General features: G+C 48.0%; 18 protein-coding genes. 8 read left to right on the top strand and 10 right to left on the bottom strand.

Annotated features, from left to right (window positions below):
• The first annotated feature begins 92 nt into the window (after window positions 1-92).
• A complete protein-coding gene (locus tag AACT21_RS02045; RefSeq protein WP_026027513.1) occupies window positions 93-563 on the top strand; it encodes a hypothetical protein in 471 nt (156 codons plus the stop codon).
• A 149-nt stretch (window positions 564-712) separates the two neighbouring features.
• Here the strand turns inward: AACT21_RS02045 and AACT21_RS02050 are convergent, their stop codons facing one another.
• Window positions 713-3,043: a Tex family protein gene (locus tag AACT21_RS02050; protein WP_094164433.1), complete on the bottom strand. Its 2,331-nt coding sequence runs from the start codon at window positions 3,041-3,043 to the stop codon at window positions 713-715.
• Window positions 3,044-3,386: 343 nt separating this feature from the next.
• Between AACT21_RS02050 and greB the strand changes: the two genes are divergently transcribed.
• The gene (gene greB / locus AACT21_RS02055; protein WP_010319306.1) at window positions 3,387-3,869 is read left to right on the top strand and encodes a transcription elongation factor GreB; all 483 of its coding nucleotides are present in this window, start codon (window positions 3,387-3,389) and stop codon (window positions 3,867-3,869) included.
• Window positions 3,870-3,920: 51 nt separating this feature from the next.
• Here the strand turns inward: greB and AACT21_RS02060 are convergent, their stop codons facing one another.
• The 3 genes from AACT21_RS02060 to AACT21_RS02065 are packed head-to-tail and all read right to left on the bottom strand — an operon-like array spanning window position 3,921 to window position 5,429.
• Window positions 3,921-4,961, bottom strand: a complete 1,041-nt coding sequence (locus tag AACT21_RS02060) for an AbrB family transcriptional regulator (protein WP_094164434.1) — start codon at window positions 4,959-4,961, stop codon at window positions 3,921-3,923.
• A gap of 11 nt (window positions 4,962-4,972) precedes the next feature.
• On the bottom strand, window positions 4,973-5,092 hold the full coding sequence (locus AACT21_RS16680; protein WP_160117746.1) for an NUDIX domain-containing protein: 120 nt from the start codon (window positions 5,090-5,092) through the stop codon (window positions 4,973-4,975).
• Window positions 5,079-5,429, bottom strand: coding sequence for a GlpM family protein (locus AACT21_RS02065; protein WP_017048724.1), 351 nt, complete (start codon window positions 5,427-5,429; stop codon window positions 5,079-5,081). Before AACT21_RS02065 ends, AACT21_RS16680 begins: the two co-directional genes overlap by 14 nt.
• 181 nt (window positions 5,430-5,610) lie before the next feature.
• Here AACT21_RS02065 and AACT21_RS02070 point away from each other — a divergent pair, with 181 nt between their 5' ends.
• Complete coding sequence (locus AACT21_RS02070) at window positions 5,611-6,348, top strand: tRNA (adenine(22)-N(1))-methyltransferase (protein ID WP_094164435.1); 738 nt, start codon at window positions 5,611-5,613, stop codon at window positions 6,346-6,348.
• A 9-nt stretch (window positions 6,349-6,357) separates the two neighbouring features.
• Window positions 6,358-7,290, top strand: a complete 933-nt coding sequence (locus tag AACT21_RS02075) for a LysR family transcriptional regulator (protein ID WP_013855415.1) — start codon at window positions 6,358-6,360, stop codon at window positions 7,288-7,290.
• Window positions 7,291-7,297: 7 nt separating this feature from the next.
• Here the strand turns inward: AACT21_RS02075 and AACT21_RS02080 are convergent, their stop codons facing one another.
• Together AACT21_RS02080 and AACT21_RS02085 are read right to left on the bottom strand one after the other, a co-directional pair.
• On the bottom strand, window positions 7,298-7,588 hold the full coding sequence (locus tag AACT21_RS02080; protein ID WP_013855414.1) for a putative quinol monooxygenase: 291 nt from the start codon (window positions 7,586-7,588) through the stop codon (window positions 7,298-7,300).
• Window positions 7,589-7,591: 3 nt separating this feature from the next.
• A complete protein-coding gene (locus AACT21_RS02085; RefSeq protein ID WP_017049380.1) occupies window positions 7,592-8,245 on the bottom strand; it encodes an oxygen-insensitive NAD(P)H-dependent nitroreductase NfsB in 654 nt (217 codons plus the stop codon).
• 282 nt (window positions 8,246-8,527) lie between these two features.
• Between AACT21_RS02085 and AACT21_RS02090 the strand changes: the two genes are divergently transcribed.
• From AACT21_RS02090 to envZ, 4 genes are all read left to right on the top strand, one after another.
• Entirely contained in the window at window positions 8,528-9,514 is a 987-nt protein-coding gene (locus AACT21_RS02090; RefSeq protein ID WP_094164436.1) for a DUF3187 family protein, read from the top strand.
• 526 nt (window positions 9,515-10,040) lie between these two features.
• Complete coding sequence (locus tag AACT21_RS02095) at window positions 10,041-13,367, top strand: cellulose-binding domain-containing protein (protein ID WP_176430237.1); 3,327 nt, start codon at window positions 10,041-10,043, stop codon at window positions 13,365-13,367.
• A gap of 374 nt (window positions 13,368-13,741) precedes the next feature.
• Window positions 13,742-14,461 (top strand): osmolarity response regulator transcription factor OmpR, encoded by a 720-nt coding sequence (gene ompR, locus AACT21_RS02100; RefSeq protein WP_010319303.1) that lies wholly within the window; start codon window positions 13,742-13,744, stop codon window positions 14,459-14,461.
• Window positions 14,462-14,541: 80 nt separating this feature from the next.
• A complete protein-coding gene (envZ, locus tag AACT21_RS02105) occupies window positions 14,542-15,846 on the top strand; it encodes a two-component system sensor histidine kinase EnvZ (RefSeq protein ID WP_013855410.1) in 1,305 nt (434 codons plus the stop codon).
• Window positions 15,847-15,949: 103 nt separating this feature from the next.
• On the opposite strand, the gene AACT21_RS02110 is transcribed toward envZ, so the two are convergent.
• The 4 genes from AACT21_RS02110 to rpoZ all read right to left on the bottom strand — a co-directional run bounded on the left by AACT21_RS02110 (window position 15,950) and on the right by rpoZ (window position 22,282).
• Window positions 15,950-17,344, bottom strand: coding sequence for a uracil-xanthine permease family protein (locus AACT21_RS02110; RefSeq protein WP_047688004.1), 1,395 nt, complete (start codon window positions 17,342-17,344; stop codon window positions 15,950-15,952).
• Between the two features lie 219 nt (window positions 17,345-17,563).
• On the bottom strand, window positions 17,564-19,642 hold the full coding sequence (gene recG / locus AACT21_RS02115) for an ATP-dependent DNA helicase RecG (protein ID WP_094164437.1): 2,079 nt from the start codon (window positions 19,640-19,642) through the stop codon (window positions 17,564-17,566).
• Window positions 19,643-19,849: 207 nt separating this feature from the next.
• On the bottom strand, window positions 19,850-21,970 hold the full coding sequence (gene spoT / locus AACT21_RS02120; RefSeq protein WP_017045712.1) for a bifunctional GTP diphosphokinase/guanosine-3',5'-bis pyrophosphate 3'-pyrophosphohydrolase: 2,121 nt from the start codon (window positions 21,968-21,970) through the stop codon (window positions 19,850-19,852).
• A 39-nt stretch (window positions 21,971-22,009) separates the two neighbouring features.
• Window positions 22,010-22,282 carry a DNA-directed RNA polymerase subunit omega gene (rpoZ, locus tag AACT21_RS02125; protein ID WP_013855406.1) on the bottom strand — a complete coding sequence of 91 codons (273 nt, stop codon included), beginning with the start codon at window positions 22,280-22,282 and terminating at the stop codon, window positions 22,010-22,012.
• Window positions 22,283-22,335: the final 53 nt, after the last annotated feature.

A 22,335-nucleotide genomic window follows, 5' to 3' on the forward strand; every position in this document is an offset into this window, starting at 1 on the left:
GTTTGAGCAATCTGGTCGATATAAAGTCTAACCCAGTAGTGCTGAGCGAAAGCAGGTCTATCGGGGCGGGCGATACTGAGGAGGTTTCGGCTATGATGGTGTCACCAACGAACGTAAGTGTGCCACTTATCGCCCCATCGGTTAATGTGCAAACGGAACAGGCCGCGCGTGACAATCGGATCCGCGCCCCTGTGATGCCAACCGTCGAACTGGCTAAAACCAACGCTGAGCGTAAGGTAAAGGCGGATGATAAAAGACGAAAACAGTCGTCATGGGACCCTTCAGAGCACCCAAGCTATGAGGTTGGCACCGAATACGAAACATCGACTTCTTATCAAGAGGAGCAGAAAAGCGAGCTCGAAAGGCTGTTTGACTTGCTCGCTCTCGCCACCTACAGCAAGGATCAAGGTAAAAGCTATACGATGCGGTTTAGGTTACCTAAACACATTATTGATGCTGCGATAACCGAAGGCAAAATGGCGCGCCGGCGAACTGTAATTAAGTACTATTATGGTCACGCGGTTGCACCCAATACGCCTTCTGAAGTGATTGCGGTGTTGTAGGTCGATGAATGCGACTTATCGCGATAAATAAAATCCCCACTTAGGCGTTGGCCGCAGTGGGGATTTGTGTTTTTTGCGGCTCTGATATGAGCGACGCGGTTAGGTGCTTTTCACTGTGATTCGTTTATCCAGTAAGTTACGCATCGCCGCTATTTTTTCGCTTTAGCAAAGGCGGCGGCGAAAGCTCCACCCATTGCCGCGTTTTGTTGTGGCTCTTCACGACGGCGTTGCGGTTGGCCACTGTTTTGATGCGAACGCGTGTTGCCACTTGTTACGCCAGAGCGTTGGCTGCGGTTATCTTGACCCGGCTCATCGTTTAAGCGCATCGAGAGTGCAATGCGTTTTCGCTGCACATCGACTTCCATCACTTTGACTTTGACGATGTCGCCTGCTTTCACCACTTCACGCGGGTCGGCAATGAAACGATCAGTCAGCGCAGAGATATGCACTAAGCCATCTTGGTGAACGCCAATATCAACAAAAGCACCAAAGTTGGCCACGTTCGATACCACGCCTTCCAAAATCATCCCAATTTCCAGATCTTTCATTTCAGTCACGCCATCAGCAAAGGTCGCGGTCTTAAATTCAGGGCGTGGATCGCGGCCCGGTTTATCGAGCTCTTTGATGATGTCAGTGACAGTCGGTAGGCCAAAATGCTCGTCGGTATAATCGACGGCGTGTAAATTGCGCAAAAACTCACTATTGCCGATCAATGCTTTGATCTCTTTGCTATTTTTTTCGGCGATGGCTTTCACCACTGGATACGCTTCTGGGTGAACCGAAGAGGCATCGAGTGGATTTTTACCATCCATAATGCGTAAGAAGCCCGCACATTGCTCAAATGCTTTTGGCCCTAAGCGCGCGACTTTTTTCAGTGTGGCGCGTGAGGCGAAGCGTCCATTTTCATCCCGATAATCAACGATGTTTTGCGCCAGTGCGTTAGACAAGCCAGCCACGCGTGTTAACAGCGCGGCAGAGGCAGTATTCACATCCACGCCCACTGCGTTGACGCAGTCTTCAACAATCGCATCTAAGCGTTTGGCGAGCATCGACTGGCTGACATCGTGTTGGTATTGGCCCACACCGATCGATTTCGGATCGATTTTCACCAGCTCGGCAAGTGGGTCTTGCAGGCGGCGAGCAATCGACACCGCGCCGCGTAGCGACACATCCATATTGGGGAACTCTTTGGCCGCCAACTCAGAGGCTGAGTAGACCGAGGCCCCTGCTTCGCTAACAATGATTTTCTGCACTTTCAGGTTGCCGCGCTTAATGACATCAGCGACAAAAGTATCGGTTTCGCGCGATGCGGTACCGTTACCAATCGCAATCAAATCGACGTTAAATTGGCGTACTAACTGTTCAACAATTTTCGCTGATTTGTCATGTTGGTTATGCGGCTGATGCGGATAAATCGTCTCGGTCGCCAGTACTTTACCCGTGGCGTCCACTACCGCAATTTTCGAACCCGTTCGCAAACCAGGATCTAAGCCGAGAGTGGCGCGTGGGCCAGCCGGTGCGGCCATCAACAAATCTTTTAAGTTGGTGGCAAACACTTCAATCGCTTCGATTTCGGCACGCTCTTTCATTGCGCCCATCAGTTCGGTTTCCATGTGCATTGACACTTTAATGCGCCACGCCCAACTGATCACTTGTTTGCGCCACCCATCGGCAGGGGCGCTGCTTAAGTGAATGCCATAGTGTTGTGCAATCAGCGTTTCGCAATACGATTGGCGCACGCCCTCTTCTTGCTCTGGGTCGGCATTCATGCTCAAACTTAAAAAGCCTTCATTGCGGCCGCGAAGCATGGCCAATGCTCGGTGTGAAGGCACTTTACTGAGTGTTTCATTATGCGCGAAGTAATCTTTAAATTTCTCCCCTGCTTGCTCTTTGCCTTCGACCACGCGAGAGACCAATTCGGCACTGCGCGTCAAATGGCGGCGCATTTTGTCCAGTAGGTTGGCATCTTCAGCAATGCGTTCCATGATAATGGCGCGTGCACCGTCCAGTGCTGCTTTGATATCACTGATCCCTTTCTCGGTGTTCACATAGTGTGCGGCCTCGGTTTCAGGGTCGGTTTGCGCTTCATTCCACAGCTTGTCTGCCAGGGGTTCAAGCCCTGCTTCAATCGCAATTTGTCCTTTAGTGCGACGCTTAGGTTTGTAGGGTAAATAGAGATCTTCAAGGCGAGTTTTACTATCCGCTTGGTTGATCTCTTGTGCCAGCTCGGCGGTGAGTTTGCCTTGTTCTTGAATCGATTTCAGAATGGTTTGGCGGCGATCATCGAGCTCGCGCAGATAGGATAAACGGCTGTCTAAGGTACGCAGTTGGGTGTCGTCTAGCCCACCCGTGACCTCTTTACGGTAACGGGCGATAAAAGGAACGGTGTTTCCGTCATCAATAAGTGTGACAGTCGCTGTCACTTGCTCAAGACGCACATTTAGCTCTTGTGCGATCAATTTGCAGATAGCTTGGCTCATCCGTGGTTTCTCTTTTGTAGTTCAGTAGCACCACCACTCAGGGTGGTTTGAATAGGGTAACTATTGGGGCACGTTAGACTTATTTCTAGTCTAACGGCGCGCTGTTATGAGATTAGTGAGATAACCTTCTACCCGATTGTGCCAAAGAGGTCACGTAACGCGTGTGATTTTGATGTCATTTTTCAGCGTTGGCAGCGCTAAAACCGAAGATGAGTTTGGTGGCTAAAGATAAGCTCAGTCAGTTGGTGCCGAGCGAAAATGACAGTATAGTAGCAAGCCATCGTGATGAATGTATAACCCGCGGCTACCTTGAATGTACGGCGGTGTGTAATGGGAAAAGATCTTGAAGACCAAACTGATTACCCGTGAGGGCTACAATAAATTAAAGGCAGAGCATGACCATCTTTGGCATGAAAAACGGCCAGAAATTACCAAAATAGTCACTTGGGCTGCTGGCCTCGGGGATCGCTCTGAAAACGCAGACTACACCTTTAATAAGCGTTTACTTCGCCAAATTGATCGCCGAATTCGTTTTTTGAGAAAATTTTTACCGGAAGTGACGATAGTTGATTATTCGCCTCAACAAGAGGGGAAAGTGTTTTTCGGTGCTTGGGTGGAAATTGAAAATGAAGCGGGTGATGTAAAGCGCTTTCGCATTGTGGGCCCAGAAGAAATTTACGGTGACGCGAAAGATTACATCTCCATCGATTCACCGATGGCGCGTGCTCTGCTGAAAAAAGAGGTTGATGACGAGGTGCAAGTGCCCACGCCCACCGGTATCAAAGAGTGGTTTATTAACTCGATTGAGTATGAAAAAGGGCAGTGAACGGAGTATTCGGTTATCCAAAATATTCCTCGGTCGCTCATTTTTCTCACCTCACTTGCTTCGCAACGCCTCTAACGGCTTTTTCAACACGGCGGGTAGCGAGTAGAGCAGCAGTAGCCGTAGGGCGTGGTTGATCATCACAAACGCGGGTTCCATGCCCAGCAGTAGGGCGACGGCGGTCATCGCTTCTACACTGCCGGGGACCCAAGCTAGAAGTAATACCACCCAAGATTTATCCAGCAGTAACGCAAACAAGCCAGACACGGCGACGGCGACCAGCAGACCAATCAGTGTAACCATGACACCTGCGCGCGAATAAGCCATGGCTTCGCGCAATGTGGTATCGGCAAGGCGTGCGCCAATCAAAATACCCAGCAGTGCGGTGGCGAATACCACCATCCATGTTGGAAGTTGTAGCGTAATGCCTGTCGAAAAACTATTGAAACTGGCCGTGACCAGCAGTGCCGCCAACATATAGGGCGCAGGAATGCCTAGCAAGGTCGAGCCTTTGCCCAGCAGTAGACTAAGCAGCGCAAGCGCAAAGAAAATCAACCACGCGTAAATCGTCAAACTGCTCTCAACGGGGGCAACGTCGGGCGTGCTATTGGAGATAAAAAGAGCCAGTAAAGTGAGGATCATCAAGCGCACCGAGTGCGAATAAACCACTTTGGTTGAAGGAGTCTGGCTTGATTCGCTGATCACCAAAATCGCTGCCATCGCGCCCGGTACCGCACCGAGTAGAGATTCAAACGGTGACCAACCTTCTCTTTTGCGGAGCCAAAGAAAGCTGCTGGCGATCTGCAAGCTTAAGCAGCAAACCAAACCGATAATCACCGGTAGGGTTAAGGTTTCGCCCAATTGACTTAAACTGATGGTCGCCCCAACGCTGATGCCGAGCACAATTTGCACCGTCAACAATAACCCGTTAGGAACGCGAATGGATAAGAGGCGTTTTTTATGCAGCACAATGACTAAAGCTGCGGCAATAAACATTTCAGAAAGCGGAATGGCGAGCAGGCTTCCCACACTCGCCGCAACAGCTGCGATCACCACAATGTGAATAAACAGAGTAAAAGAAGCTCTTCCGAACATTATGTCTTTCCTTAATAAATTGTGCAGCGTAAATGCCATCGTTCCTCTAGCACTTCACGTTGTAGTGCTTGCGTTTGGCTTTCTCCCGTATCGATATGACCGTCGGGGGATGATGATTTAGGCCATCGCAGGGTTTAAACGTGTCCAGCTTACTAACAATAATGCAGCGAATGCCAACCACACCAAAGTGGCACATACCAGTGTGCTGGTGAGAGGTAGCCAATAACTGAAGTAGTATACTGCCAACAGATATGCCGCATACGGGATAAGCGAGTAAAGGCCAAACAACGCGGTGGTGCGCAGGTCTTCCATCGTGCGTTCGGTGCCGACAATGTAATGCGCAATCAGAGCGAAGGTAGGAAACAGCGGTACAAGACCAGCAATAAAAAAGCTTTTGCTTTTGGAGAGCAGGGCGATGATCAACACGGCAAGCGCACCAAGCAGGCACTTGAAAAACAGAGCTGCCATGACATTTCCTTTTGTCAGAATAGATTAAGTGTTGCTCACTATAAATCACTGACAGGTTAACTAGAAATGTTCATTGATGGGTTTGTTATTTTCTATGCAACATTTCTTCAAATCCAAGTAAAATGGCCGCCACTCTTTTTATTCGGCGGCGTGTTGTATCATGCGGCTTGGTTGGGCAAAGATGAAATTAGGAAAACGGCTCACGCAGTTAGTACAGCAGATCAACCGCCACTACGATCATATTTGGGATTGCTGCTGCGATCACGGTTTGCTTGGCGCGGCATTACTGAAGCGCTGTCCAAATAGTGTGGTGCATTTTGTTGATATTGTGCCAGCGTTGATTGAAAAGGTGACGCTTGATTTAACGCGCTATTTCCCTGCAACGGTGGCGTTACCGCGCTGGCGTACACATTGCATGGATGTGCGCGATTTGCCGCTTGATAGCCATTCTGGCTCGCATCTACTGATCATCGCTGGGGTTGGCGGTGATTTAATGAGTGAATTCATTGCCGAGCTGGTTGAGCGTTATCCGCATCGCTCGTTCGATTTTCTGCTTTGTCCTGTGCATCACGGCTACACCTTACGTGAACAGTTGATGACACTGGGCGCGAGATTACAACAGGAACAGCTGGTGGAAGAGAATCGGCGTATCTACGAGCTGCTGAACGTGCAGATTAATCCGCCTGCAGTACGGGGCAAAGAACCAAAATTACCACCCCTTAGTTTGGTTGGCGAATCGATTTGGCAAGTGGCCAATGATGAGCAAAAAATGATTGCCCAGCGTTATCTGACGCAATTGCAACAGCATTATCAGCGTAAAGCGCAAGGCGGCGATGTTAGCGCGCAAAAGTGTTGGCAAGCCTATCAGCCGATTAATATCACTTGTCATGGAAATTTTAGCGATGGAAATAGCCAATAGGCGGAGAATATGAAAGCACTCAATGATCTGAACTTGTTTGTCGAAACCGCACGCCAAGGCAGTTTTTCTAAGGCGGCCAACAGCGTATCGCTGACCACAGCCGCGGTCAGTGCCGCCATTCGCCGCTTAGAAGAGCAGGTGCAGTTTCCGCTCTTTGTCCGCTCGACACGTCATATGCGCTTAACCCAAGAGGGGGAGATTTTCCTCGCCAAAACTCAGACAGCCCTTGCCACGTTGCAAGAAGGGCTCGATCAGATAGCATGCGCGCGTGGTCAACTGGCGGGGAAGCTGCACCTCAGTGCCCCTTCGGATTTGGGGCGCAATTTACTGCTGGATTGGATCGATGAATTTATTGCCTTGCACCCGAACGTCATCGTTAAACTGGATCTCTCTGATCGCTTAGCGGATATGTATGCTCACCCGATGGATATTGCGATTCGTTATGGCCATCCTGCTGATTCCAATTTGGTTGCGATGCCGCTGTGTGAATCAAACGAGCGCGTGTTGTGCGCCTCGCCAGAATATTTGGCAACGCATCCACCTATCCTCCATCCTGACGATCTGCAACATCACAATTGTCTTTGTTATATGCTGGCCGACACCCTGCATAATAAGTGGGTTTTGAGCCGAGAGGGCGAAACGCAGAGTGTGGTAGTGCAAGGAAACCCCGCATGCAATGATGGTGACGTGGTACATCGATTGGCTGTTAAAGGCAAAGGCATTGCCAATAAGTCATTAATGGATATCAGTCAGGATATTATTGATGGGCGCTTAGTACGTATTTTACCGCAATGGGAAAGTGGGCCAGTGCCAATTTATATCGTGTGCGCAGATCGACGTTTGATCACCCCAACCATTCGCGCTTTTCAGGAATTTATTCGTGGAAAAGGCTGCCAGCAACGACAAGCGGTACTGACAGCCATCAAACAGCGTGAGAGTTAATCCCGTATTAGCCAACAAACGTTAGCGGGCGGATTTGTAGGTATTCCAATGCCTCTTGCTCGCTAAGCTGTTGTTGAAAGTGCTGAAAATGTGCACTCTGTTGGTGTTGTTGCAAGCTCTCCTCTGAGCACCAAATCTCCTGCATCAAGAATAACCCGTCAATCGAGTTATCACGATAGAGCTCATATTGGCAGCAGCCTGTTTCGTTGCGGCTCGGTTCAAGCAGTGCTTCAAGCATAGCTTGCACTCGCTCTATTGAGTCGGGAAGGGCTTTGATTTCGGCTAATAAGTGGATCATGGCTTATAACTCAGTAAAGACGGTTTGTTCTGGCCAGCGAGATTTCGGCAGCTTGGCGTTAAAATCTTCTTCGCTGTGGTAACCGAGCGGTACAATCACTAAGCTGGTGAACCCTTTTTCAGTCAGGCCAAATTCTTGGTTGAGCACCTCGGCATCAAACCCTTCAATGGGGACAGCATCAATGCCCATCGCAGCCGCTCCGAGCAGCAGTGTTCCAACATTTAAATAAACTTGTTTTTGCATCCAGTGTTCGGCGTCATTGAGCGTTTCTCTATGCAAGTTAACAAAATAGCTGCGTCCGCCGTGCATGCCTGTTTTCGCTTCTTCATTGGCAAAGCGGCCATCTTTCTCTTCGTTTTCCAGCAGCGTCAATAAGTAGTGATCATCAATATCGGTTTTGGCGCAAAACACCATCACGTGAGACGCATCCAAAATTTTGCGTTCGTTAAAGGAAAATTGACCTTGCGCCGCTTTGGCGATACGCGTTTTGCCTTCCTCGCTAGCCGCCAAAATAAAATGCCAAGGCTGCGAATTGACGCTAGAGGCGCTCATGCGTACCAGTTCTTTAATATCAGCGACTTGCTGTTCAGTCAGTTTACGGTTGGTGTCAAACGCTTTGGTGGAATAGCGCGCTTGCGATGCTTGAACAATATTCATTTTTCCCTCCTAGGGAAGATAACATTCGAGATGGCGCTAAGATAACGGACTGAGTCCAAACAAGAAACCGCCTCTTGCTTAATTCATTTTCAAAAAAAATTTGATAATCCGAATTTGAAAACGCCCTAGCTTGCGGAAAAAGTTAGCACTATCTCATGATATTTCTGAATTAGCGCATACACTTAATGTGTACGGTAGATCATCATTAAGGGATATGGTCACTCACTAAGCGTTAATGATTGTCTAATATATTCAAAAGGTTGCTTTGGCCGGAGAGTATGCATGACGGAGTGTAAGTGCATTTGTTGGTTTATTCTCTTTTCTCTTTCCATCCCCTCGGCGTGGGCGGACATTGACTACGGGCCTGCGCAAAGCTATGTGCAATCGCCACTGCATACCAATAGCCTTTCTGCACAACTTCGCTCCGGCTTTTCGATGCAAGAGGAAGAAGTGGAGCTCTACACCAGCGCGACTATCGCCAGCATTTGGGCGATCACTCCCCACTATAGTTTGGATTATTACCAGAATCAGCTTGCAATGGGCGGTAAATGGCAGCTCACTTCGAAGTGGCAGGTTGAGCTTAATTATCGTTGGAACTTTGCTGCCAATAATCATTTAGATGGCTTAACCATTGCTTTTCATGACTGGTTTGGCATTGATCAAAACGGGCGTGAGGATGTCGATAACGATCGCTTCATCATTCAAATGCCAGAGTACGGCATTGATCAGGAAGCGTTCCGAGGCGAGACATTGAGCCGTGCGTTGACCAGTTATTTACAGTACCAGCTGGTGGATAAGCCTCATCACGGTTTGTCATTGGGAGTTTCACTCTATTACAGCGATCCACACCATGGAATATTCAACCTATCCGAGTTTGAACAAGCGGTGCAGCTTAATTATGGCTACCGAAGAGGTAAGCATGCACTTGATACGCTGTTGGCTATCACCTTTCGCAACCCGACCAATGTACCAGGCCAAACACAGTATCATTCGAGTACTTGGTCGATGGGTACCAGTTATCGATATCAGTGGTTAGAACGCCATTATCTGATTGGGCAGGTCTCATTCTATCAAGGCCTTTCAACGGGGGAGGATGACTTTTCTAAACCATCGACCGAGTTTATTTTGGGGTATCGTTATCAAATGAGCCATTCAGCGATTGAAGTTACTGTGGTCGAAAATATGTTTAATGCCAACAACAGCACCGATATTGCCTTTGGTTTAGGCTATCGCTATCGTTTTGGCCGCTTTGATAAAGAGCCGAACTGACAAACGATGTCATCCGTGAAAGTTGCCACCTAATGTGCTCGAAACTGTGCACAGTTACTTAGGAATAAGTGTAGAACATTGCAATAAATAGAATTTAGTTGAGTACTTTACCGATTCTCAAACTCAAACAGTAAAATATTGAATGAGAAATATTTTACTGTTTGTCCATCTTATTTATAAAGCTAGTATTATTGACTAGCTTTTCCGTAATTTAAGTTGCTCGCTCTTTTAACCGTTGGCGATATATGGTGAAGTTTGTTATTACTCACCATTATCTTCTTTGATTATCATTTTTAAGGTATTGATGCATTAGTGTTATGATAATAATGTAGTTATCCTTTGTATTTTAGTTACTGAATCTATTCATTATTATTATGCCCGGTATTATTCAGTTTTTTTCATTTCGAGTAATAAGTATCTCGTGCTAAATATAGGCATAAATCGAATGCCCTTATTGTGGTTGTGCCGTTGCCGTATCTGTTACGTGCGCCTTACTTAAATCATCTTTATCCCAAAGGATAAATAAATGAAAAAAATAAATAAAATAACTTCCGTTCTGGCAAGTGTGATGTTCAGCGGATATTTGTATGCTGCTGACAGCAATTCAATAGTTACTTTTATACCAGGTGAAACTAAGGTTCAGAATGGAGATCTGGTTTCTTATAATGGAGAATGTTTTATTGCCAAAAATAATCCTGGTGTGTGGGAAACTCCCAATGCTAGCTCTTGGTTTTGGGATAGTGCTGCCTGTTCAGGAGAACCAGAACCAGAACCTGAACCAGAACCTGATTTAGGCGATATCATTCCTTTTATTCCGGGTGAAACTCAAGTTGAAAATGGTCAAGTTGTTTCTTATAACGATCAGTGCTTTATTGCAGAAAATAGCCCTGGTGTATGGGAAACTCCGAATGAGGACTCTTGGTTTTGGCAGGTGACTGAGTGTTCTGATCAGCCAGCCATCCCTGACGAAACCGAATTATCGATTCTTACCCCTGTATCAGGCCAACTGGTAACGGCGGGTGACGAGACGGCCATTCAAGTTAGTATTGAAGGCGAATTAGCCGCAAAAGTGGAATTTTGGGTGAACAGTCAGAACCTAGGTCTGCAAAACATCGATCAAAGTCAAACAAACTACTCTCAGAGTTGGACACCCGATGCTGCTGGTAGTGCGACGATTAAGGTGTTGGTGCTTGATAAAAGTAATCAGGTCATTAAACAGCAATCGGTGTCTGTTACAATCGAAGCCAATGTGACAGAAGATTTTACAGCTCCAGCGGTGAGTTTCATCACCCCCGTAAACGGGGCGATGGTTCAGCCTACCGAGAAGGTTTCGGTTTCTGTTCGTGCAACAGACGTGGATAATGACTTATCCACGCTGGTTGTGCAGGCTAATGGCCAACCCATTTGTACTTTTAATGCCGACGAGGCCAATGAGGTGGATAGTTTTGATTGTGATTGGTCGCCAATTCAAGCTGGTGACGTCACTTTAAATGCGATCGCCACCGATGCTCAGAATCTTTTTTCTAGCGCGAGTGTTCGTCTTACGGTTGCAGAGGATCCAGTTGATCCGCCTGTCACTCCACCAGATGAGCTCTGCGCGGAGTTTAATGTTTATCCAAATTGGACAAGCGGTGATCATGCCAATCAGGGCGACATTATGGTGCATAACAATATTGCTTATTCTGCAGCGCATTGGACACAAACCTTGCCAGGTAGCGACGGCTCATGGTCTTTGCATCTTAATTGTGATGGTTCAGAGCCTGGTACTGCGCCACTGCTTTCACTACCAAACCCAATGGATCCTGTGCGTTTAGAAGTGGCAGGCTGGCCAAATACGTTTGTGGTTGCCAGCCCATCAACTAATGCACCGAAGACACTGATAATTGAAGCGAGCAATCGTGAGGAATTAGCGGATGTTGAGCAATTAACGCAAGCGTTTGTCTCTATCATCAATCAAGCTGAGCAGGCAGACACAGCATCAATCATCATCAGCAGCGATGTGTTGGACCTTGCAACACAAGATCAAGGCGAGTTCTTTGGCTCCGTTGCGGTTAAAGAAGCCCTCACGAGTGCGGTCAATTCCACTGGAACGGACAACCGAATCGATATGGATGCGATTCAAGCCTTGAGCGATGATGTCAAAGGTTGGGCTCAAGCTCACCATCTTATTCTCTCAACATTAGCACCAAACGCCCCTTTTGGCTGGACTCTTAGCATTGGTGATTTTGCCTACGATAGTCATTCAGGTCGACAGTCAGTTTGGGACAGTGCATCAGGCGATACAGCAGAATTACTCGACAAGTTTGAGCTGTACAACGCTGAAGTGGCGACGAAAGCAGACTTTGTTGCGTTTACTAAATCCAGCGTAACAGAGGCCTTATCAGCTGAGCAGTGGCACAACGCGTTAGAGTACGTGAAGCAGGTGACAGACTACATTAAGACGCCAGCAATGTTGACGAACATGCCAACAGAGCAAACAGCTAACTACTTCATGGGCCAAGGTGAAAGTAAACCTCAACTGCGGAAAGCGGCATTTAGTAACGTGTTTGCACTGCAATTTGATAAAGACAGTGAAGCGCTAACGGCAAAAATTGAGCGTTACCAAGAGGCGAAGGTACCCCTGTACTACGTTGGTGAAGAGCTAGAAAACGGTTCTTTGACTCGTATCGAAGTATTGAACCAACAGTTAGCTGACGCTGAAAATGCGATGGATAACGAAGCGTTCCTATATGAAACGCCAAGTAATGGTTGGGTGCCATCAACGGTGTACAAATGGAATGACTTCCTAGACGGTCTGAATGCGATGCACAACATTGGCGTTGCAGGCAACAAGTTCTGGCTGATGGATGAGAATGTTGATGATGCAACCAACATCACATACGCCAAAGTCGCGATTGCCGCATTCCTTGCACAAAGTATGCAGGAAACTATCCGTTATAACGCCTGTGACGAAAATAATTGGTCTGAAACCAAATACGGTGCGCCTGCAGACTATCCCATGTCGGCCAGTTGTGGTCAGCTTGGTCAGAAATACGCAGACTACGGTGTCAACCCAGCATCGGGCTTAGACCATGCGTATTCCTGCCCGCGTGATAATAAAATGGAAATGAGCGCGCTAACACATGCGAAATGGTACGGTGCACCAGCGCCAGTTTTTGCCGCCCCTGATGCGGTACTAGAAGAGCGCGGTCTCTTGGCCAACGGGGCAGTAGGACGTTGGACTAACAACGGCCACTGTAACGATGTTCCAGAAAACGTAGATACGTCTAAGCAAGTTTGGGAGCGTGACGAGTGTAAGACTTACGTTGGTCAAAAAGCAGGTAAGTTCATTTGGGACGGCAGCAGCCAAGAAAGCGTAGAGGGCTGTGGCTGGTGGGGGCGCGGTGTTATCCAAACCACCGGGCGTCAAAACTTTGGTACGCTCAACCACTACTTAGGACGTTCACATGTTGACCCTGAAACGATTGGCCAAACCATTGATGGTGTAACCGTTGAAGCGCCGCCCGAAAATCCACTATATGCTGAAATGGATTTTTGCTCCAACCCCGGTCTGATTTGTAGCTCTGAAGAGAACAAAGAAATTAAATGGATTGCTGGTTTGTTCTACTGGGTAACCTCAGTGCAGGCGTATTCGAATGAAGGTGGGCAATACGCAGATTGGAATTACTACAACGAGCTGAAAAAGTACGTTGAGAGTGGTCTAAAAGGGTCAGCGTTTATTGATGACGTGTCAGGTATTGTTAACCGTGGTTGCCCAGATTCAACCTGCTCTACGGGCGAGGTACATAACTTGGCGGAGCGTAGAGCGAACTTTAAGTTAGTATTAGAAAAGTTGGGTCTTAATCCACAATAACTATTGTAGCCTCAATGGTGACAAATATCGGAGGTTTTTAATCTCCGTAGATAAACTAAAACTGCCCCAGAATGATTTCTGGGGCTTCATTATATTTAAGAGCGGTTCAGTGCGTAAGCCTCTAACTCATCCATTGAAGCGCGTGCGAAATGTAGTAACTCACTCACTCCCCTTCGTTACACCATCGACTCAACTTATGATACCAACGTTGTGACAAAGGGCATGGCCGCGTTTTCTGTTATCGATTAGATTGTTAGTGATCGACTAAGAAAGTAATAAAGCGTAACAATTCTTTAGCTCACGGTAGGGGAATCAGTGCTACATTTTGCCAAAGCCAGTTTACTGGTAAGGTTAGATCATCGGTGGACGAATAAATGCAAGAAAACTATAAAATTTTAGTGGTGGATGATGATGCGCGTTTACGTGCATTGCTTGAGCGTTACTTGTCAGAGCAAGGTTTTCTGGTGCGTAGTGTCGCCAATAGCGAACAGATGGATCGCCTGCTCACTCGTGAAAACTTCCACTTAATGGTGCTTGATTTGATGTTACCGGGTGAAGATGGTTTGTCTATTTGCCGCCGCTTGCGTAACGCCAATAACATGTTGCCGATTTTAATGCTGACCGCTAAAGGCGACGAAGTGGATCGTATTGTTGGCTTGGAGGTGGGTGCGGATGATTACCTGCCCAAACCGTTTAACCCGCGTGAACTACTGGCGCGAATCAAAGCCGTGCTACGTCGCCAAGTAATTGAAGCCCCCGGCGCGCCAAGTGCTGAAGAGTCGGTGGTTGAATTTGGTGAGTTTCGCCTGAATTTAGGTACCCGCGAAATGTTCCGTGGCGATGAGCCGATGCCGCTCACTTCCGGTGAATTTGCCGTATTGAAGACCTTAGTCACCAATGCGCGTGAGCCAATGTCGCGCGATAAGTTGATGAATATGGCAAGAGGGCGTGAATACTCCGCAATGGAGCGCTCGATTGATGTGCAAATCTCGCGTTTACGTCGCATGCTTGAAGTGGATCCAAGCAAACCACGCTACATACAAACGGTGTGGGGCTTAGGTTACGTCTTCGTTCCAGATGGTAAAGAGTCTTAAATTTCAATCAGCTCCTGTCGGTTAACCCACAGGAGCTTTTTTATCGCCTTTTTGATAGTACGTTCATAGCGGGTTTTCCTATGCGCATTCGCAGTTCCTTTACTCAATCGATTTTGCTCTTCTTTTCATTGCTGATCGCCAGCCAAGTGTATTCTTATTACGCCGTATTTAACTATGCTTTGATGCCCAGTTTGCAGCAGTTCAATAAGATTTTGGGCCATGAGATCAACCTAATGCTGGATGATGCGGCGAACAATACATCGAAGCTGGGAATGGACGCCTTACAGCGCCGCCGAGTGTTAGAACAGTTGGGCGTCACCATTCATAGTGAAGAGAGTGAGATGGCCCAAGAGTATCACGATGCCATCAGCATTGATTTGATGAGCGAGGAGATGAGCAATGAGCTCGGCTCGCCGACCGATGTGCGGATGATTTTGGGTAAAGAGAGTTATATTTTATGGATGAAAGTGGACTCTTTTCCGGGGTCATTAATACGCATCCCTCTCTCTGAGTTGCAAAAAGAGGATTTTGCGCCACTATTTCACAATAGTTTGGTGATGGCGTTACTGATCGTATTAGGGGGATGGCTGTTTATTCGTCTGCAAAATCGTCCCTTAATTGCCTTAGAAAAAGCCGCCAAAGCCGTTGGCCGAGGTGAGAACCCGCCACCATTGCCGCTCAAAGGCGCTTCTGAAATTCGCGCGGTGACGTTGGCGTTTAATCAAATGTCGAAAGGGATCCAAGCGCTTGAAGAGGATCGCTCATTATTGATGGCGGGGATCAGCCACGACTTACGTACACCGCTGACTCGTATTCGCTTAGCTACGGAAATGATGTCTCCAGAAGAGAGTTATCTAGCCGAAGGGATCATCAGTGATACGGAAGAGTGTAACGAGATCATCAGTCAGTTTATGGACTACCTTAAACCCGTCAATAAACAGACCTTTACCGCCGTTGATCTCAATGAGATCGCCAATGATGTCGCCACTGCCGAAGGGGGCTACGAGATCAAAATCGATGTCGCGCTGCATTTACCAATGCAGCCAGCCTTTGGCAATGCGATCGCCATTAAACGCGCGGTGAGCAACTTAGTGGTGAACGCCATTCGTTATGGTAATGGTTGGGTTAAGGTGAGCACGGGCAGTACCGCAGATAACAAAATGGCTTGGGTTTGTGTGGAGGATAATGGCCCGGGTATTGATCCTAGCCAAGTGAGTAAAGTGTTTGAACCTTTTACGCGTGGTGATACCGCGCGCGGCAGTGAAGGCACAGGGCTTGGTTTGGCGATAGTGAAACGGATTGTTAGCCAGCATCATGGCAGCGTTGTGGTGAGTAACCGCAGTGAAGGTGGACTCAAAGCGCAACTGAGCTTCCCGACCAAATAGGGGCTTATTTACTAAATAACACAATGGGCTCAACTGAGCCCATTGTGTTTGCGGTTTATGTCTTTTCGGCTGCTGACCGAAGTTTTTGGGCCCATCCATGCAATCAGTTGGTTTTGAGCTCTTCGAGTTCTTCTTCTTCGCGTGGCAATTTTTCTGGCAGTAGCAAGTTGAGCAAAATGGCGGTGATACCGCCAGCCGCTACGCCGGATGAAAAAATGCTCTTAATGAACTCGGGCATAAATTGCAGAATCTCTGGCTTTTGCGCAATGCCTAACCCCATCGAAAACGACAGCGCCATGATTAAAATCGCGCGGCGGTCGAGATCCACACGGGAAATAATACGCACACCCGCGGCTGCAATGGTGCCGAACATGACGATGGTTGCACCGCCAAGTACCGGTTCAGGAATCAATTGTACAAAGCTTGCCACGCCCGGGAACAGGCCGAGCAACACCAACATGGCGGAAATAAAGTAACCCACATAACGGCTGGCAACCCCGGTGAGCATAATTACACCATTGTTTTGGCTAAAGGTCGAGTTGGGAAAACTGTTAAAGACCGCCGCCAGCGCGGAGTTCAAACCATCAGCCAGCACACCACCTTTAATACGCTTCATATAAATCGGCCCTTTGACAGGCTCGCCCGACACTTCAGAAGTGGCGGTGATATCACCAATCGCTTCCAATGCGGTGATCAAGAAAATCAGTACCAGAGGAATAAAGAGTGACCAATCAAAACCTAAACCAAACTGCATAGGTATTGGTAGTGCAATCAGGGCAGTTTCACTCAGTGAATCAGTGTTCACCATCCCCATCAAGTAGGCCATGATATAACCGACGAACATCGCAATCACAATCGATGCTACGCGAATGTATGGGTTACTTGAGCGGTTGAGCAGCACGATAAGTCCAAGCACGGTTCCCGCCAGCGCCAGTTTGTCTAAGCTGCCAAAAGTGCCATCGCTGAGCGCAGCATAGCCGCCACCCATAGAAACTAAACCAACTTGTACCAGTGTTAAGCCTATCAGGGTGACCACAATGCCCGACACCAGCGGCGTGATCACGCGGCGCGCGTATTGCAGCACTCGTGATAATAGGATTTCAGCAAAAGAGGCGACTAAAATGGTGCCAAAGATCGCCGCCATCATAGTGCTTATATCTGCACCACCTGCTTTTAATGACAAGCCTGCGCCAATAATTGGCCCAAGAAAGTTAAAACTGGTGCCTTGGATAGAAAGTAAACCGGAGCCAATTGGGCCAATGGTGCGGATCTGGATAAAGGAGGATAAGCCAGATGCAAACAGCGACATGCTGATGATGGTGTTGGTCTGTTCGGCAGAAACACCAAGTGTTTGGCAAATAATAAGCGAAGGGGTGATGACCGCAACAAACATGGCTAGCAAATGTTGTAAAGCGGCGAAAATGGTTTGGGGTAGCGGTGGCCTATCGTTGAGTTGATAAACCAAATCAGACTTACGCGAAGCGTTGTGGATAGTCATACTGTTTTCCTAATGGTGCGTTGTTGTCTTAGCGTTCGCTGAGTGGGAGCACTAAGTGGAGCAGACACGTCATCTGTGATTGCTGTTAATCAGAATCTGCTCGGACTGGATAAGTGAGTAGTTCACTAAAAAAATTGGCGAAATTATAGAGGGTTTACGCAAGAAAGCAAACGTTTGCTTTTGCTGTGTAAGGGAGAGGGGAATACAGAACGAACAATCTTATGCTTTGGCGTAGATGTCCTTCTCTCCTAACCAGCGATCGATAATGGCGGTCGCGTGGCTTGGATAATGGTCGTGTAAGTAGCGAGCAATGCGCTGTACTTCAGGAATTAAACGTTGGTCACGGACTAAATCCGCAATTTTGAAATCCGCGAGGCCGGTCTGTTTGGTACCAAGCAGCTCACCCGGACCGCGAATTTCTAAGTCTCGTTGGGCAATCACAAAACCGTCATTGCTCTCACGCAGTACACCCAAGCGTTTTTGCGCGGTTTTCGATAGTGGTGCATGGTAAAGCAATACGCAATGACTGGCGACAGAGCCTCGCCCTACGCGGCCGCGTAATTGGTGCAACTGTGCTAAGCCCAAACGCTCAGGGTTTTCGATGATCATCAAGCTCGCATTCGGCACGTCAACGCCAACCTCAATCACCGTTGTGGCAACCAGCAAGTGCAGTTCATTGTTTTTAAAGGCTTGCATCACCGCTTGTTTTTCGCTCGGCTTCATTCGGCCATGCACCAAACCGATTTTGACATCGGGCAGAGTGCGTTGTAGTTCTTGCGCTGTGTCGGCGGCGGCTTGCGCTTCTAGCACCTCAGACTCATCAATCAAAGTACAGACCCAATAAGCCTGTTTTCCTTCACTCAAACAGGCATGACGTACGCGCTCGACGATATCATCACGCTTTGTATCTGGGATTGCGACAGTTTGAATGGGCGTTCGTCCCGGTGGCAGTTCATCAATAACGGAGGTTTCTAAATCAGCGTAAGCAGTCATCGCTAAAGTTCGTGGGATCGGCGTTGCGGTCATGATCAACTGGTGCGGATATGCGCCTTGCTTCGCCCCTTTCTCACGCAGTTCTAAACGCTGGTGGACGCCAAAGCGGTGTTGTTCATCAATGATAACGAGCGCAAGGTGATGAAATTCAACTTGTTCTTGAAAAAGAGCGTGAGTACCCACTATCATTTTTGCCTCACCGCTGGCAATGCGAGCCAGTTCTGTTTCTTTCGCTTTGCCTTTTAATTTACCCGCCAGCCAGCCGACTTGGATGCCCATTGCTTCAAACCAGTTGGCAAAGTTAATCGCGTGCTGCTCGGCCAGCAATTCTGTCGGTGCCATTAATGCTACTTGATAGCCATGTTCGATAGCACGTGCGGCGGCTAATGCAGCGACCAAGGTTTTCCCTGAGCCCACATCACCTTGTACTAAACGCATCATGGGGTGAGCTTGTGCCAGATCGGCTTCGATCTCTGTCACAACACGTGTTTGTGCTTTAGTGGGAGAGAAAGGCAGTTGTGCAAGCAGTTGTTGTTTGAGTTTGCCAGACCCAGCCAGCGGCAATGCGATATCTTGCTGGCCTTGATGGCGTACAGCCAGCATGGAGAGGTTTTGCGCCAACAGCTCTTCCATAATTAAGCGAACCTGCGCCGGGTGTTTCCCTTCATCAAACAGTTGCAGGTTAATGCCCGGTGGCGGCCGGTGAATGATGTGCAGCGCTTCAGAGAGCGTAATTTGGTGATCATACAACCCGGCAGGTAGCAATTCTTGTACGGCGGCTTTGTCGAGTAAACTTAATGCTTGCTCAGTGAGTGTGCGTAGCGTGAGTTGGCGCAGGCCATCGGTTGTTGGGTAAACGGGCGTTAAGTTAGCTTCGACATCTGGCTGTTGCTGAGGAGCATAAAATTTATAATCAGGATGAACAATTTCAAGGCCGAATCCACCACGCTTAATTTCACCGTAAGCGTGCACTAACTTACCTTCAGCAAAATTGTTTTTCATCCCAGCAGTAAAGTTAAAAAAACGCAGCGTAATGGTGCCGTTACCGTCGCTTATTTTTACTGTGAGCATTTTGCGTTTGCCAAAAACCGTATCCACCGCCATGACTTTACCTTGCACGGCGGCCCAAAGACCGGGATGCAATTTAGCAATAGGGTAGATCCGTGTGCGGTCTTCATAACGTAAAGGGAGATGGAACAGCAGATCTTGCACACTGATTAAGCCAACCTTTTCCAGTTTTTCAGCCACTTTAGCGCCCACGCCAGAGAGTGAGGTGAGAGGAATCGCGGACAGTAGCTGTGACATAACAGGGCTCATTAACAGTATCGTTATGTATTATTCAACCATCGAACTGTTTTTTTGTACAGCATAAAATCATGTAATGGTCGATAAGCGGCAGGCCATCGGCTAATTTGAATAGTGACGCCTAAAATGCAAGATGGGGGTAGGGTGTCAGAAAATAAAAAACCCCATGAGTGGTTAGCCGCAAGGGGTTTTATTTGTTTGGATAGTTTAATTTTTCCGGCGTCGCACTTTCAGTGCATGAGGCATCACACGAATTTTTTTCATGATGTTTGCTAAGTGAATGCGATCTTTGGTGGTCAGCAGCACAGTGACAGTATACAAACGTCCATCACGCTCCTCGGTGGAGAGGCCATGAATGTTGGAACCTGTTTTCGAGATTACATTCGTCAGTTCCGCTAACGCACCTTGGTGGTTTTGCATGTCCACTTTCAGTTCGGTGATGAACTCTTGGTCGTAATCTTTAGACCACTCAACCGCCATGTAACGATCCGGCTCTTTTTGGTAGCCACGAACATTAGGGCAGGTTTCACGATGCACCACTAAACCACGACCCGGAGATACATGCGCAATGATGTGATCGTCTGGGATGGGGTGGCAGCAGTTAGCAAACGTGAGCAAAATACCTTCAGCGCCGCGGATCGGCAGTTTCTTTTTCGGTTTGCCATCATTGCTTTCCACTTCGGTCAGCTCATCAGCATCGCCGAGCAGACGACGCGCAATGACAATACTCATCAGTTCGCCTAAACCAATCGCGGCCAGCAGATCATCGACCGTGGCCATTTTAAGCTCACCAATCACATGCTTAATGTTCTCGTCACTGATGTCACTGAGTGAAAGATCACCCAGAGCGTGATTGAGCAAACGTCTACCAAGTGTGATCGATTCCTCACGGCGCATGGTTTTAAGCACTTGACGTATCTTAGTACGAGCGCGAGACGTGACCACATAGTTGAGCCAAGCGGCATTAGGGCGAGCCCCAGGTGCGCTGATGATTTCAATCGTTTGGCCGTTTTTCAGTGATTTACTTAACGGATAAGGGTTTCGATCAACACGAGCTCCAACACAGGTATTACCGACATCGGTGTGTACCGCGTAGGCAAAATCAACCGCAGTTGCCCCGACAGGCAGCTCAACGATGCGGCCTTTGGGGGTGAAGACGTAGATTTCATCAGGGAAAAGATCCGACTTAACGTTCTCAATAAACTCAAACGAGTTGCCAGCGCTTTGTTGTAGTTCAAGTAGGCTTTGCATCCAGCGCTGTGCTTTAATTTGCGCGGTGGTGCCAGTACGTTCGCCATTACCTTTGTAAGACCAATGAGCAGCAACACCTTTGTCGGCCATCTGTTCCATGTCTTCAGTGCGGATCTGCACTTCAACCGGGACGCCGTGTGGGCCGACCATCGAGGTATGCAAAGATTGGTAGCCGTTCGCTTTGGGCACGGCGATGTAATCTTTCATGCGCCCCGGGCGAGGTTTGTACAAGCTATGAACTTGGCCTAATGCACGGTAACAGGTATCTGCAGTGTCGACCACGACTCGAAAAGCGTAGATGTCCATAATGGTATGAAAGCGCTGCTCTTTGGTTTTCATCTTGTTATAGATGGAGAACAGGTTCTTTTCGCGGCCGACCACGCGTGCTTTCAAACCGAAATCTTGCAAGCGGCCTTCAATTTCACTGTGGATGCGTTGGATCATCTCTTTGCGGTTACCGCGAGCGGATCTCACCACTTCTTTCAATACGCGATAACGATTTGGGTACAATGCTTCAAAGCCAAGCTCTTCTAGCTCAGTCTTGATGTTATGAATCCCTAAGCGGTGAGCAAGAGGCGCGTAAATCTCTAACGTTTCACGGGCAATACGACGCTTTTTATCCGGGCGCAATGCGCCAAGGGTACGCATATTGTGTGTGCGGTCAGCAAGTTTGATGAGAATAACGCGAATGTCTTGCACCATTGCCAGCACCATCTTACGAAAGTTCTCGGCTTGGGCTTCTTTACGATCACGAAATTTCAACTTGTCGAGTTTAGAAACCCCGTCCACCAATTCCGCCACGGCGTGACCAAATTGCGCTTCAAGATCGTCTTTAGTGACATCGCAATCTTCGATGACATCATGTAATAACGCTGCTTGTAGCGTTTCCAAATCAAGGCGCATATCAGCCAAAATTCGAGAAACTGCAACAGGGTGAATAATGTAAGGTTCGCCGCTAGAACGGGTTTGCCCTTCATGGGCTTCACGTGCGACCACATAAGATTGACGCAGAGCCTCAATTTGAGGCTCTGTTAGGTATTCTTGGACAACGTCTTTAAGGCTATCAAATAGATACAAATTATAGGCCCGGAAGGTTGTTGAATTTGAATGGCAGAATTAACGGTTGTGAGCGATGCTGCTTACGGCGGCCAATTCTGCGGCTTCTTGCTCTTTCTGCTCTTGGCGCTCACGAGCATCAAGCACATCTTTCGTGATAAGACCTTCTTCGATTTCGCGCAGAGCGATAACGGTTGGCTTATCGTTCTCTTCTGGCACCAATGAATCTTTACCGCCAGTTTGCATTTGACGAGCGCGGCGAGCCGCAATCAGAACTAGGTCGAAACGATTGCCCACTTTTTCAACAGCGTCTTGAACAGTTACGCGTGCCATGAGAACTCCAAATAGTTAACTAAAAGTTTTTAAATGACGAGAAAGTATACAGT

The organism is Vibrio sp. V08_P9A1T1, assembly GCF_963874405.1.
GTDB lineage: Bacteria > Pseudomonadota > Gammaproteobacteria > Enterobacterales > Vibrionaceae > Vibrio > Vibrio anguillarum.